General features: G+C 37.6%; 6 protein-coding genes and 1 pseudogene. All 7 read left to right on the top strand.

All coding sequences use genetic code 11. The features are described from left to right. Positions 1-25 precede the first annotated feature (25 nt). The 7 genes and pseudogenes from miaB to ACLLO5_RS21970 all read left to right on the top strand — a co-directional run bounded on the left by miaB (position 26) and on the right by ACLLO5_RS21970 (position 15242). Positions 26-1387 (top strand): tRNA (N6-isopentenyl adenosine(37)-C2)-methylthiotransferase MiaB, encoded by a 1362-nt coding sequence (gene miaB / locus ACLLO5_RS21940; RefSeq protein WP_413172611.1) that lies wholly within the window; start codon positions 26-28, stop codon positions 1385-1387. 345 nt (positions 1388-1732) lie between these two features. Further along, entirely contained in the window at positions 1733-3520 is a 1788-nt protein-coding gene (gene aspS / locus ACLLO5_RS21945) for an aspartate--tRNA ligase (protein ID WP_413172612.1), read from the top strand. Positions 3521-3651: 131 nt separating this feature from the next. Continuing rightward, the gene (locus ACLLO5_RS21950) at positions 3652-5973 is read left to right on the top strand and encodes a TOMM precursor leader peptide-binding protein (RefSeq protein ID WP_413172613.1); all 2322 of its coding nucleotides are present in this window, start codon (positions 3652-3654) and stop codon (positions 5971-5973) included. A gap of 386 nt (positions 5974-6359) precedes the next feature. Further along, a complete protein-coding gene (locus ACLLO5_RS21955; protein WP_413172614.1) occupies positions 6360-7445 on the top strand; it encodes an amidohydrolase family protein in 1086 nt (361 codons plus the stop codon). Between the two features lie 27 nt (positions 7446-7472). Next, the gene (locus tag ACLLO5_RS21960; protein WP_413172615.1) at positions 7473-8579 is read left to right on the top strand and encodes a hypothetical protein; all 1107 of its coding nucleotides are present in this window, start codon (positions 7473-7475) and stop codon (positions 8577-8579) included. An 86-nt stretch (positions 8580-8665) separates the two neighbouring features. Then, a pseudogene (locus tag ACLLO5_RS21965) lies at positions 8666-9112 on the top strand (amidohydrolase family protein); the annotation flags it as partial. A gap of 322 nt (positions 9113-9434) precedes the next feature. Continuing rightward, entirely contained in the window at positions 9435-15242 is a 5808-nt protein-coding gene (locus ACLLO5_RS21970) for an AAA family ATPase (protein ID WP_413172616.1), read from the top strand. The last annotated feature ends 333 nt before the right edge of the window (positions 15243-15575 follow it).

Here is a 15575-nt window from a genome sequence, read left to right on the forward strand (position 1 = left end):
TGATACTGATTCAGCGTAATTCCCCATGACCATGAACCGCCGCTACCACATTACTACCTTCGGTTGCCAAATGAATAAAGCCGATTCAGAGCGCATGGCTGGCATATTAGAAGAAATGGGCTTTGAATGGTCAGAAGATCCCAATGATGCCAATGTAATTCTCTATAATACTTGTACAATTCGGGATAATGCCGAGCAGAAAGTTTATTCTTACTTGGGTAGACAAGCAAAACGCAAACATGAACAACCTGATTTAACTTTAGTTGTTGCTGGTTGTGTTGCCCAACAAGAAGGTGAGGCTTTATTGCGGCGTGTGCCAGAATTAGATTTAGTCATGGGTCCGCAACACGCTAACCGCCTCAAAGATTTGCTGGAGTCGGTTTTTGATGGTAATCAAGTGGTAGCGACTGAGGAAGTGCATATTCTAGAAGATATCACCCAACCGCGTCGGGATAGTCAGGTAACGGCTTGGGTAAATGTGATTTATGGCTGTAATGAGCGTTGTACTTATTGTGTAGTTCCCAATGTGCGTGGTGTGGAACAATCTCGGACACCAGAATCTATCCGGGCGGAAATGGAACTATTGGGAAAACAAGGTTATAAAGAAGTCACGCTTTTAGGTCAAAATATTGACGCTTACGGACGAGATTTACCGGGTTCAACTCCTGAAGGTCGTCACCTGCACACATTGACAGATTTACTTTATTATGTTCATGATGTGCCGGGGATTGAAAGGCTCAGGTTTGCTACTAGCCATCCCCGTTATTTTACAGAAAGATTAATCAAGGCCTGTGCAGAGTTGCCGAAGGTGTGCGAACATTTCCATATTCCCTTCCAATCTGGGGATAATGAGCTTTTAAAAGCGATGTCACGGGGCTATACCCATGAAAAATATCGGCGGATTATTGATACTATTCGTCGTTATATGCCAGATGCGTCAATTAGTGCGGATGCTATTGTGGGTTTTCCTGGGGAAACAGAGGCACAGTTTGAGAATACCCTGAAATTGGTGGATGATATTGGTTTTGATTTGTTGAATACCGCTGCTTATTCACCCCGTCCGGGAACACCTGCGGCCTTGTGGGATAATCAATTGAGTGAAGAAGTCAAGAGCGATCGCTTGCAAAGACTCAATCATTTAGTTAATGTCAAAGCAGCAGAGCGATCGCAACGTTACTTTGGCAGAATCGAAGAAGTCCTAGTAGAAGACCAAAACACCAAAGATAAAACCCAAGTAATGGGACGCACACGCGGAAATCGTTTAACGTTCTTCAACGGTGATATCAAAGAACTTAAAGGGCAAATAGTCAAGGTGAAAATTACCGAAGTTCGCCCCTTTAGCCTGACCGGTGAACCAGTAGAAGTGCGGGAAGCGGTGACAGTTTGAGGTGACAGGTGACAGGTGACAGGTGACAGAGAAGGAGCAGGGGAAGCAGGGGGAGCAGGGGAAGCAGGGGGAGCAGGGGAGAAATTTCTTCTTTATCCTGACTCCTGACTCCTGACTCCTGACTCCTGACTCCTGCCTCCTGCCTCCTGCCTCCTGCCTCCTGCCTCCTGCCTCCTGCCTCCTGACTCCTGACTCCTGACTCCTGACTCCTGCCTTCTGCCTCCTGCCTCCTAAAAAGATGATTTTTCTTGACCCAAAATAACTACAATGAATGTTGATGCTAGATAATGGGAAAGCCTTGACATTTATTTACCCATCTAGCCCAGAAAAAACGAACTAATCACTATGCGAACTCACTATTGCGGCGAACTCCGAAAAGAGCATATTGGAGAAACTGTTACCTTATACGGTTGGGTAGACCGTCGCCGCGATCATGGGGGCGTGATATTCTTAGATTTACGCGATCGCTCAGGCATTGTTCAAATCGTCAGCGATCCTCAACGCACCCCAGACTCCTACGAGCAAGCCAACGCCATACGCAATGAATACGTTGTAGAAATTACTGGTAGAGTAACCCAGCGTCCCGCAGAATCCCTGAATTCCCGCATCCCTACCGGTGAAGTAGAAATATACGCCGATAAAATTGAACTCCTCAACGCTGTTCGCAAACAGTTACCTTTTCAGGTTTCCACCGCAGACACAGAAACAGTGAGGGAAGACTTGCGGTTAAAATATCGTTATTTAGACCTGCGAAGGGAACGCATGGCGCAAAATATGCAACTGCGTCACCAAGTCGTCAAAGCAATGCGTCGCTACTTGGAAGATTTAGAAGGTTTCATCGAAATAGAAACCCCGGTTCTTACCCGTTCCACCCCAGAAGGTGCGCGAGATTATATTCTTCCCAGTCGCGTTAACGAAGGTGAATGGTTTGCTTTACCGCAGTCACCACAACTATTTAAGCAAATATTGATGGTATCGGGAATGGATAGATACTATCAAATTGCACGATGTTTCCGCGATGAAGACTTACGTGCAGACAGACAACCAGAGTTTACACAATTAGATATGGAAATGAGTTTCATGTCTGAAGAAGAAATAATTAAACTCAATGAAAAGTTAGTCTGTCATATTTTCAAAACCGTTAAAGGAATTGATTTACCCCATCCTTTTCCTCGTCTCACCTACAAAGAAGCGATGGATAAATATGGAAGTGATAAACCTGATACCCGCTATGGTTTAGAATTAGTTGATGTTTCCGATGTTTTAAAAGATTCTGGCTTCAAAGTTTTTAACGATGCTATTTCCAAAGGCGGTATAGTTAAAATTCTTCCCATTCCCAACGGTAATGATGCTATTTCTAATGTTCGCATTAAACCCGGTGGAGACATTTTCAGAGAAGCAGCAGAAGCTGGTGCAAAGGGTTTAGCTTATATCCGCGTCAGGGAAAATGGAGAAATTGACACCATTGGCGCAATTAAAGATAATTTGACACCAGAACAAAAGCAAGAAATCTTAACCCGCACAGGTGCAAAAGCAGGTCATTTATTATTATTTGCAGCTGCTGATGCTGGTACTGTCAATAAAACTTTAGATAGAATTCGCCAATTTGTAGCTAGAGAATTTAATTTAATTCCAGCAGATAAAATTAACTTCCTCTGGATTACAGAATTTCCCATGTTTGAATGGAATGCTGATGAAAAACGTTTGGAAGCATTACACCACCCCTTTACAGCACCCCATCCTGATGATTTGCATGATTTAAAAACCGCCCGCGCTCAAGCCTATGATTTAGTATTTAATGGGTTTGAAGTTGGTGGTGGAAGTCTGCGAATTTATAAGCGAGAAGTTCAAGAACAGGTGTTTGAAGCTATTGGTTTATCACCAGAAGAAGCACAAAACAAATTTGGCTTTTTATTAGAAGCTTTTGAATATGGTACACCTCCCCATGGTGGCATTGCTTATGGTGTAGATCGTTTAGTGATGTTGTTAGCAGAGGAAGAATCAATTCGTGATGTAATTGCTTTTCCAAAAACACAACAAGCGCGTTGTTTGTTAACAGATGCACCTTCTGGTGTGGATGTGAAGCAATTGAAAGAACTTCATGTTGCTTCGACCGTGAAACCAAAATCTTAAGTAATTACAACTAATTAAAACTATTGTTATTCCCTCTGCTAAATTTTAGTAGGGGGTTTATTTTTGGTATAAAAAGACTCCTGACTCCTGAACTTTTACTATTTTCATCAGTTCATTAAAGAAGAAAAATTATGCTCAATAAACCGAATTTCAAACCTGCTTACTCCGTTGAAATTATAGAACCAGAGCAAGTATTTTTTCTATCCGAAAGAGAAACAGCTTATTTAAGCGATCGCCTTTCTTGTCGCATAGCTGCTTTACTAAAAGAACACCATTATACTGTTGACGAACTTCTTGACATCATTCAACTAGAACTACAAGCAGAACAAAAACCTAATCAAGAAACCAGTGACTTTTTCCAAAGAATGCTCAACCTCAGCATTCAGACCCAGTATGCCTTATTTCAAATGGAACAAAAAGGCTATTTGGTAGAACAAGATGACTCACTACCCTCCCACTTAGCCATCTTCTGTCATCATCTCAATATCACTCCCCTACTAGCTGTTCAACGACTACAATCAGCCAAAATTGCCGTCAAAGCAATTGGTTCTCTTCCTCCCAACAACTTGATCACCATCCTGAAATCCCTGCATATTCAAATAGCTGATACAGCAGATTTCACAGCAGATTTCACAATAGTCTTAACTGACGACTACCTACACCCTCAACTAGCAGAATTTAATCAACAAGCCTTAAAGTCCCAATCTCCCTGGATGTTAGTCAATCCTCTTGGCACAAAAATATGGATAGGCCCTATATTTCATCCCAACCAAACTGGGTGTTGGGAATGCCTAGCACACCGCTTACGAGATAATCGACCCGTTGAAAGGTTTATTCAAAAGCATAAAAATATTCTCAACCCTATTTCTCCTCCTCTCGGATTTTTAGCTTCCACAGTGCAAACAGCATTAGGAATGGTAGCTACAGAAATTTTTAAATGGATTGTCCAAAACGGAAATCAGCAATTAGAAGGGACTTTATTAACCTATGATACCCTTACTCTGCAAACCCAAAATCATATCCTCGTCCAGCGTCCCCAATGTCGCAGTTGTGGAGATAAGACCAAGGAATTGAATAACAAACCCCTACCAATTGTTTTAGGACACCGGAAAAAAAACTTCACCGCAGACGGAGGACACCGTTATTGTTCACCCCAAGAAACTTTCAGAAAATATCAACATCATATTAGTCCCATTACAGGTGTTGTTCGAGAACTGCAAAAAATACCAAGTCATGGGTTAACCCATACCTACATAGCCAAGCATCATTTTCTCAGCATCTTTGACGATTTAGACAGCTTACGCCAAAATCTTGGCGGTAGGAGTGCAGGAAAAGGTAGGACTGACATTCAATCCAGGGTGAGTGGTTTTTGTGAAGCTATTGAAAGGTATTCCGGGGTATTTCAGGGAGACGAAATCAGACACAAAAGCAGTTACCAACAAATGGGAGACAAAGCTATTCATCCCAATACCTGTATGAATTTCAGTGAACAGCAATATCAGAATCGGGAACAATTGAATACCAAGAGTAATGGTTGGTTTCAAAAAGTCCCTGAACCCTTTGATATAGAAAGAGAAATTGACTGGACACCTGTTTGGTCTTTAACTCACCAGGAATTCAAGTATCTACCAACAGCTTACTGCTATTATGGTTATCCCCAATCTCATCAACCAGACTGTTGGGCTGATTCCAATGGATGCGCTACGGGTAATACCCTTGAAGAAGCGATTCTCCAAGGATTTATGGAATTAGTTGAGCGTGATTGTGTAGCATTGTGGTGGTATAATCATTTACAAAAACCTCAAGTAGATTTAGACAGTTTTGATCAGCCTTATTTCCAGGAACTGAAGAAATATTACCAAGCCCTTAACAGAGAATTGTGGGTATTAGATATTACTAGTGACCTCAATATTCCTACTTTCGCTGCTATTAGTCGCCGAAAAGATCAAGAAATAGAAGATATTATTTTGGGCTATGGAACCCATTTTGACCCTCAGATTGCCATTAGTCGAGCTTTAACTGAAGTTAACCAAATTCTACCTAACGTTTTATCGGCTCAAGCGGATGGTACTACCCAATATCCCCCATCTGCTGACCCCCTAGCAATAGAATGGTGGAAATCTGCGACTGTAGCAAATCAACCTTATCTGCTTCCAGATCATCAGAGTGTCCCGAAAGTCTGTGCAGATTATCTCCAATTAGCTAGTGATGATCTTCTCGAAGATATTCAGCTTTGTCAAAAAATCGTTGAGCAAAATGGTTTGGAAATGCTAGTTCTAGATCAGACTCGTCCTGATATTGGACTGAGAGTAGCTAAGGTAATTGTGCCAGGAATGCGTCATATGTGGAAACGCTTAGGGACAGGACGGCTTTATGAGATTCCGATCAAAATGGGTTGGTTGAAAGAGTCTCTGAGTGAAGACCAATTGAACCCCTATCCGATGTGGATGTAATTTATCTGCCCTTCGGGCAAGGCAGGAGGCAGGAGGCAGGAGGCAGGAGGCAGAAGGGATAATTTGATCTTGGGTTAGATATCAGAAAAGACCAGAAAGTTAGTCTTCAAGACTTGAAGATTTTTGGGATCTGCCATACCTGAATTTAACTGAATTTAACTGAATTTAACTGAATTTAGCAAATGTTCAATAATCCTAATTTTAACTCAACTCTTGAGGTAAAAAGCCAAAGATACTGTAGCAGTATGGCTTGACCTTAAATTCGTTAGTTGCGTAATATCACGTAGAACCAAGATTTTATAGGTATCAATATGAGTGAAATTTTAACCGAGTTTTAAACAAGATAATTTACACTGATAACTGTTGGCAATTTACCAGGTTTAACTATGCTGCACGGGTATAAAATTATTGATGCTGATTCCCATGTAATTGAGCCTCCGCAAATATGGTCTAAGTATCTAGCCCCGGAATTCAAGCATTTTGCGCCCTCAGCGGACATGAAAATTCAAGGGGAAGACGTTGTGGAAAAGATATCCCCACAAATGCGAGAAATGGGCAATCAACGGATGATAGAGGCTCATCCCCATGCTTATTTTCATCGTTATGATGCAGAATCTCACCTTCAAGCAATGGTGCAAATGGGGGTTGATATAGCATTTATTTATCCAACTTATGGACTGTGGCTCTTTGGCATTGATACCATGCCCGCTGAAGTTGTGGGAGCCTTTACCAATGCTTACAATACTTGGTTATATGAAGAATTTTGTAGCTATGCTCCAGATAGATTAAAAGGGGTAGGAGCTATAAATCTTCATGCTCCAGAGCAAATGGTATCAGAATTATATCGTATAGCTGATTTTGGTTGGAAGGCTGTGGTTTTGCGTCCTAATCCGGTCAAAGGTCGAATTTTGAGCGATCGCACCTATGAGCCATTTTGGACAGCCTGCGAAGAGTTAGACATTGCAGTAGCAATACATGAAGGAACCCATAGCCGCTTACCAACCACAGGTGCAGATCGGTTTAATACTCGTTTTGCCCTCCACGCTTGTTCCCACCCCATGGAACAGATGATGGCCTTGTTGGCATTGATTGAAGGAGGAGTATTAGAACGTCACCCTCAGCTAAGGGTAGGCTTTCTAGAGTCTGGTTGTGGTTGGCTTCCCTATTGGCTCTGGCGCATGGATGAAGAGTATGATAATTTACATTGGGAAGTCAAAGATCATGTCAAAATAAAGCCATCAGAGTACTTCCGTCGTCAGTGCTTTGTGGGTATCGAACCTTCCGAACCTTATTTACCTCAAATTATCGAATATATCGGTTCTGATAACTTAATCTTCGGCTCTGATTACCCTCACATGGATCATAAACCGAACATCGTGAACACAGTTATAGAGCTTGAGACACAGTTATCTCAAGAAACAATACAAAAGATCCTTTGGGATAATCCCAGCCGTTTTTACGGTTTGGTTTGAACATTAAATTAAGGATGCATTATTATCATGAATGAACAAGAATTGTCCTCTCATCCTCCACAGCCACTCACAAATTCAGATATCGGCTATATGGAGACGATGCTGGTAGGATCTGGAAAAGATGCAATGCGTCCACAACAGTGGAACGATACTGATACATATTACCAAATTCTCTTAGTGACTCCCCCTGAAAAGAGAACAGAAGGACAATATATCAAAACGACAATAGTAGCTAAATCTAGAGAAGAATTTCAGACCTATTTGATTGATGCAACGACTCAAGAAAAGCTACAACCTTATTACCAAAACCAGAATAGTAATAATATAGGCTCTTATTTACCATCACCTGGAGTAGTTTTAGCAGCAGGTTTTTTGGATGCATTATTCTCAAACACTACTTCAAGAGAACAGATCATTCGCGAAGTTAATAATTTTTATGAGTCAACTCGGACTTTACTGCATAGCCGCAAAATATCCCAGCTAATTGCTAAAACATGGCACTCTTATTTAGAAGCCAAAAGAACAGGTGATTGGGATAAATTTGTAAATGGTGACTGGGATGAAATTGATGCAGAAGTGTTAAATAATCTCATAGCCAGAGAGATTTTCTTTGTGGATCAGGCCTATCCTCCCTCTGATCTTGAACCAGAAAATCTTGACATCTATTATCCACTACAAAGTAAAACTAAATCTAGTGAAAAAGCCAGATTTATGATTTTACCCAGTAGTAAAGCTTGGCAGGGAATTGCATTGAGCCTTTTAATGGCAGGACAAGCATATCGTGAAATTAAACAGGATAAAGAAACATACTATCACCAAATTTCTCAACCCATTTTAAGCACAGGAGAAATAGTTAATAGATATGGACTAGAAGTAGAATGGAATACCTTTAAAGGTGAGATCAAAGAATTACAACTCAGTCCAGAAAAATCTTCTATTGCTTTTCAAGCTGTTATTCCTTATCCTCCCATACCTTCCGAAAGAAATCTATCTTTGAATGAGATTAAAAAATGGGCTGATGCTGACGATGAAGAAGGAGAACTTCCATTTTATAGTAAAGAAAATGGAGAATTTTTAGTAGATGTCAAATATTTCTTGTCTCCATACCCCTACATACCTCTAAGTTGTTGCTAGAATAACAGGGATTAGTTAAGTAGAAATATTTATAAAACCTAGCTCATAGCCGCTTACCAACAACTGGAGCAGATCGGTTTGATACACATTTTTCTATGCACGCCTGTTCGCATCCTATGGAACAAATGATGGCACTCTTAGCATTAATTGAAGGTGAAGTATTAGAACGTCACCCTCAGCTAAGAGTAGCTTTTCTAGAGTCTGGTTGTGGCTGGCTACCCTATTGGTTATGGCGGCTAGATCAAGAGTATGAAGAACTGTACTGGGAGGTTAAAGATAATGTAAAAATGAAACCTTCTGAATATTTTCGTCGCCAGTGTTTTATTGAAATAGAACCGTCTGAACCGAATATTTCTCAAGTTATTTCTTGTATTGGTGAAGATAACTTAATTTTTGGTTCTGACTATCCCCATTTGGATTATGATCCCAATGTTGTTAAAAAAGCAGTGGCATTAGAGGAACAGCTATCTACAGAAGTTATGAAAAAGATCCTTTGGGATAATTCTGTTCGCTTTTATGGAATAGAATCATGAATTAAGCTGTATTTATCTTTTACTCTTAACGTGATCATTTTTGAAGGATGCGATGAAATCAGCTAAAAAACATACTACTCTATAAGCTTCATATCCCTCTTCCGTGAAACTGGTAATCAAAAAATCATTCTCTAACTTCCAAAGATATTACTACAGCAAGGGTTTTAACATTTTATTACTAACAAAAAATTTTCAATAAATTGTTACTAATAAAGCCATAAATAATTTACCAATAAATGTTTTAGATGTTGCATTGCCCAGACTGATGGAAGAGGGCTAATCTACATTTTATTAACTTTATCTACATATCAGCCAATTAATTATGAGTTCTAATACTGAATACGAGATTTTAGTCAAAATTTATGAAAGTGATAACTCATTAGTCTATAAAGCTACCATCAAACCAGATCATCAACCTGTTATTCTCAAAATTCTCAAAGATGACTATCCTAACGCTGATGAACTGTTCAGATATAAGCAAGAATATGAAATTATTCATTCCCTAAATGTTCAGGGAGTTATTAAAGCATATAATCTACAAAGATATAAAAATAGTTTAGTCATACTTTTAGAAGATTTTGGTGGTCAATCTTTAAAATTGTTAATGTCCAAACATCAATTTAGCTTAGAAGAATCTCTGACAATTGCTATTAAAATTACTGAAAGTTTAGGAGATATTCATAATGCTAATATTATTCACAAAGATATTAACCCTGCCAATATTGTCTATAATCCCGAAACTAAACAACTGAAAATAATTGACTTTGGAATTTCTAGCCGTCTATCTCAAGACAATCAGACAATTTGTAATATTAATCAATTGGAAGGAACATTAGCATATATTGCCCCAGAACAAAGCGGTAGAATGAATCGGGGGATAGATTACCGTAGTGATTTTTATTCCCTGGGCGTAACCTTATATGAAATGTTGACCTATCAACTCCCCTTTGAAACGAATGACCCAATAGAACTAGTACATTGTCATCTCGCTCAAAATCCCAAAAGACCTGATGAAGTAATTTCCTCTCTTCCTTTAACAGTATCAAATATAGTTATAAAATTATTAGCTAAAATCCCAGAAGAAAGGTACCAAAGTGCTTGGGGAATTAAAGCAGATTTAGAAACCTGTCTTCAGCAATTAAAGACTATAGGAAAAATTGCTCCATTTTCTTTAGGGAGTCAAGATGTTGCTGATAAGTTTCATATTCCTCAAAAACTCTATGGTCGAGAGAAAGAAATTACTCAACTATTAACTACTTTTGAGCGAGTTAGTCAAGGTAATACTGAAATAATACTCGTTTCCGGTTATTCAGGCATTGGTAAATCTGCCTTAGTCAATGAAATCCATAAACCCATTACACAGCAACGAGGATACTTTATTAATGGCAAATTTGACCAGTTACAGAGAGATATTCCTTACGCAGCAATCACCCAAGCTTTCCAAGGTTTAATCCGTCAACTTTTGAGTGAACCGGAAATAACCCTAAAAATTTGGAAAGAGAAAATATTAAAAGCTTTAGGAAATAATGGTCAAATAATTATTGATCTAATTCCCGACTTGGAAAAAATTATCGGTAAACAGTCACCTGTTGAGCAAATAGGAGCAACTGAATCACAAAATCGGTTTAACTTATTCTTTGCCAGATTTATTCAAATTTTTAGTCAAAAAGAACATCCTTTAGCTATCTTTCTGGATGACTTACAATGGGCAGATTTGCCATCTTTGAATTTAATTGAGAAATTAATTACCAATGTTGATAGCCAATATTTATTGATTATAGGAGCATACCGAGATAATGAAGTCAGCCCTACCCATCCTTTAATACAAACATTAGAGCAAATTAGAAAAGTTGAAGTTACAGTTAATCAAATCATTCTTCAACCTTTGGGAATTAGTGATGTTAAACAATTAATGGCTGATACCCTAAATTGTTCCAGCGAAGAGGTACAATCTTTAGCAGAGTTAGTAACTAAAAAAACTGTCGGTAATTCTTTCTTTATTACTCAATTATTAAAAATATTATATCAAGAGAAATTATTAGTATTTACCATCACTCAATTTCCCCTTAATCAAAGAGAAAATAACAGAGGTTTTTGGCATTGGGATATTGAGCAAATACAACGAGTAGGAATAACTGATAATGTAGTTGATTTAATGGTCAGAAAGATTGAAAAACTAGATAAAAATACACAAAATATTTTAAAATTAGCTGCTTGTATAGGAAATGAGTTTAACTTAGAAATTCTGTCAATTGTTAATAGAAAATCCCCGATTGTCACTGCTCAAGAACTACAACCAGCACTTCAGGAAGGCTTAATCATTCCCTTAAATAATAACTATAAACTACCTCTGTTATGGAGTCAGGAAGAAATATCAAGTAATACTTCAGAAAGTTCCTTGGATTTCATGCCTCAAACTGCTGTCTCCATTCCCTATAAATTTTTACATGACCGAGTTCAACAAGCTGCTTATAGTCTCATTTTAGAAGAAGAAAAAAAATCTGTTCATTTGCAAATAGGCCGTCTGTTGTGGAAAAATTCTCAAGCAGAGGAATTAGATGAAAATATTTTTAATATTGTCAATCAACTGAATGAAGGAGCAGAATTAATTACTGAACAATTAGAAAAATATGAATTAGCAAAATTGAATCTTCAAGCGGGTAAAAAGTCTAAGGCATCCACGGCTTATGAACCTGCGCTTAAATATTTAGAAACAGGAGTAAAACTTCTATCATCTAATAGCTGGAATGAACAGTACACATTGACGTTTGAATTTCATATAGAAATATTAGAATTGCTTTGCTTAAATACTAAATTTATCCAATTTGAAGAATTTGCTGAACAGGTTATAAAACAAGCAAAATCTAGTTTAGATAAATCTAAAGTTCAACAATTAAAAATATTATACTATTATACAACATTTCAACCAAATCAAGCAATAGATACTGCTCTGCAAACATTAGGAGAATTTGGGATTAATATCTTACCAGAACCTAGCAAAATAGAAGCAAGAATATCCCAAAAACTAGACTTGATAAAATTATTTTTGCAAGAAAAAGAAATTGCAGATATTGAGGATTTAATCAATCTACCTGTGATGACTGATGAGTCGCAAATAGCAGTTGTAACAATATTACAACAAATTATAACCGCTTCAAGCACTACTAATTTTCCCTTATTAGTAGAAGTAATCTTAAATCAGATCGATATCTACTTGAAATATGGGAATTCCCCTCAAGCAGCTTGTACTTATAGTATTTATGGAGTGCTTTTATGTAGTATTAAAAGAGATATTAACAATGGAGATAAATTTGGTAAACTGGCTCTCAATATATTAGAAAAATTTAACATTCGCAAATTGGAAGCTTTTGTTATCCAGGTCTATTATGGACAAACTTGGCACTGGAAAGAATCTCTAAGAAATATATTTGTACAGAACCAATTACGGCAAAGTTTTCATACAGGTATAGATACAGGAGAAAACGAGTCTGCTTCTTATATAGCTATAGATTATTGCTGGATCAAGTTCTTGGGTGGATATAATTTAGAAGAGGTGGAGAAGGATTACCAACAATATTATAAGTTTATTAAAAAAACAACTATTTTTTATTCAATCTATTGTATAGAAATATTTCATAAATTAGTCATTAATTTCTTGACAATCAATAATGATGAAGATGTTTTGATTATTGGTAGTTCAAAAGAAGAAGAAGAAGAAATTTTACAAAATTGGATACATAATAATAATGCTTGGTTAATATTTTTTGTATATTTTGCCAAAACAGCTTATTTTTACTATTTTAAAAAATATCGTCAAGCTTTTGAACATGGAATTAATGCTGCAAAATATGTACAAGCTTGTAGTTCTTTTTTAACAACTCCTCAACATAATCTTTATTTGTCTCTTGCGGCCTTAGCTGAATATTATACTTATGATATTAACCAGCAAATAGAATTAATGGAGCAAGTAGACAAAAATCAGGAGAGTATGAAGATATGGGCTAACCATTGTCCGGCAACTTGTCAGCATAAATATGATTTGGTCGCGGCTGAAAAAGCAAAAGTGTTAGGCAAAAATTGGCAAGCAGAAGAATTATATGAAAAAGCTATCCAAGGTGCTAAAAAATCTGAGTTTATTCATGAAGAAGCTTTAGCTTATGAAAGAGCAGCAGAATTTTATCTGCAACTGGGTAGGGAAGAAATTGGGCAGCTATATCTGAAAAATGCACACCATTGTTACACACTTTGGGGAGCTAAAGCCAAAATTAAACAATTAGAAGATGAATATCCACAATATTTTATAGTAACTGCAACTAAAGGGAAGGCTAAAAGCCTCAGTCCCACTATTTCTACTAGTGGTAATGATGGAACATTTCTCGACTTAACAACAGTTATTAAAGCATCTCAAGTCCTAGCAGGAGAAATTGTTCTGGGTAAGTTGCTGGCAAAGTTAATGAAAATTGTAATTGAGAATGCTGGCGCTCAAAAAGGTTTCTTGCTTCTACATTCTGATGATCACTGGGTGATTGAGGCGGTGGGATCAATAGATTCTGATGATGTTACCATCCTAGAATCCATCCCAGTAGACTCACTAGATGCATCTTCCCAGACTCCCTTTCTGTCAACGGCTATCATCAATTATGTTGCTCGTACCCAGGAAAATATAGTTCTCAATGATGCCACCAATGAGGGACAATTCACCCGTGATTCTTATATTATCGCTACTCTACCGAAATCAATTCTCTGTACTCCCTTACTCAATCAAGGCAAATTGAGCGGTATTTTATATTTAGAAAATAATCTCACAACGGGAGCATTTACACCAGAGCGAGTTGAAGTTTTAAATATTCTTTCTAGTCAAGCTGCTATTTCGATTGAAAATTCTCGCCTTTACGGGACTTTAGAACAAAAAGTGGAAGAGCGTACTCAAGAACTATCACAAACTCTAGATATTCTCAAAGCAACTCAAGCTAAATTAGAATTTGAAAATGCCCTGTTAAAAAGTGATGAAGAAGCCTCAAGTTATAATTATCAAGTTGGCGGTAGTTTGCCAATTGATGCTCCTACTTATGTCGTGCGTTCGGCTGATCGTTATCTCTATAAAGCATTAAAAAGTGGAGAATTTTGTTATATTCTCAATACCCGACAAATGGGTAAATCAAGTTTGATGGTGCGGATGATGCACTATTTACAACAAAAAGATTTTTGCTGTGCTGCCATTGATATGACTCGAATTGGTAGTGAAAACATTACTCCAGATCAATGGTATAAAGGATTAGCTGTGGAGTTGTGGCAGGGTTTTGACCTGTTTGGTAAGGTTAATTTAAAAGCTTGGTGGCAAGAAAATATCGAACTTTCTCCTGTGCAGCGATTGAGTAGATTTTTTGAAGAAGTTTTGTTAACTGAAGTTAGATTACCGGATGATTCTCCTGCACCTAAAATAGTGATTTTTTTAGATGAAATTGATAGTCTTTTAGGGTTGAATTTTTCAGTTAATGACTTTTTTGCTTTAGTTCGCTCTTGCTATAATCAGCGAGGTATTAATCCAGAGTATAAGCGATTGTGCTTTGTTTTATTGGGAGTTGCTACTCCTAGTGATTTAATTACAGATTATCGCCGAACGCCTTTTAATATTGGTCAGGCTATTCAACTGCAAGGCTTCCAATTACACGAGGCTCAACCTCTACTACATGGGTTTTCAGACAAGGTTAGCAACCCACAAGCGGTACTGAAAGAAGTTTTGTTCTGGACTAACGGCCAGCCTTTTTTAACTCAAAAGATTTGCCAGATGGTTCGCAATTCCTCATCTTCTATTTGTGAAAAAACTGAAAAAGCCTGGATTGAGAATTTGATCCGTACCAGTATTATAGACGACTGGGAAAGTCAAGACGAACCAGAGCATTTAAGGACGATTCGCGATCGCATCCTCAAAGGTGAACAGAAAGCTACTTCAATGCTAGAACTCTATCGACAAGTTTTAGATCATGGAAATGTGAAAGCTGTTGATAGCCCAGATGAAAGAGAATTTATATTATCAGGTTTATTAGTTAAGGAACAGGGTTATTTAAAAATCCATAACCGGATTTATGAAGCTGTTTTTAATCATAGTTGGATTTCACAAAATATGTAGGCATCTGCTTTGATTCTGGTATCTTTTATACCATTTCACGAAAACCCTGAAACATATCATTTACCGTGCTGGCAATATGTATCAACGTTAAAATGAAATGGTATTAGGAAAGACATAGTCATAATTAATGGTAGCGTCTATTAACAGATAATAGGGAGCAGAAACTCCTAATAGCAAAGCTTGGCGTATAATTCTTGTATCCTCACGCAAGCTATAACCATATTCCTGAGCTTTTGCTTTTTTAATTTTAATAAGATTAATTTCTATCCTTAGGACGATTGACAGAATTGAGGTTTTTAAATCTCTTAGCAAAATTAGCTATATTTTGCACCA

The organism is Anabaena azotica SJ-1 (genome assembly GCF_047275885.1).
Classification (GTDB): Bacteria; Cyanobacteriota; Cyanobacteriia; order Cyanobacteriales; family Nostocaceae; genus Trichormus_B; species Trichormus_B azotica_A.

Excerpts from the sequence above, each read along its gene's own strand:
- miaB (WP_413172611.1), top strand. The coding sequence starts at position 26 with ATGACCATGAACCGCCGCTACCACATTACTACCTTCGGTTGCCAAATG.
- aspS (WP_413172612.1), top strand. The coding sequence starts at position 1,733 with ATGCGAACTCACTATTGCGGCGAACTCCGAAAAGAGCATATTGGAGAA.
- ACLLO5_RS21950 (WP_413172613.1), top strand. The coding sequence starts at position 3,652 with ATGCTCAATAAACCGAATTTCAAACCTGCTTACTCCGTTGAAATTATA.
- ACLLO5_RS21955 (WP_413172614.1), top strand. The coding sequence starts at position 6,360 with ATGCTGCACGGGTATAAAATTATTGATGCTGATTCCCATGTAATTGAG.
- ACLLO5_RS21960 (WP_413172615.1), top strand. The coding sequence starts at position 7,473 with ATGAATGAACAAGAATTGTCCTCTCATCCTCCACAGCCACTCACAAAT.
- ACLLO5_RS21970 (WP_413172616.1), top strand. The coding sequence starts at position 9,435 with ATGAGTTCTAATACTGAATACGAGATTTTAGTCAAAATTTATGAAAGT.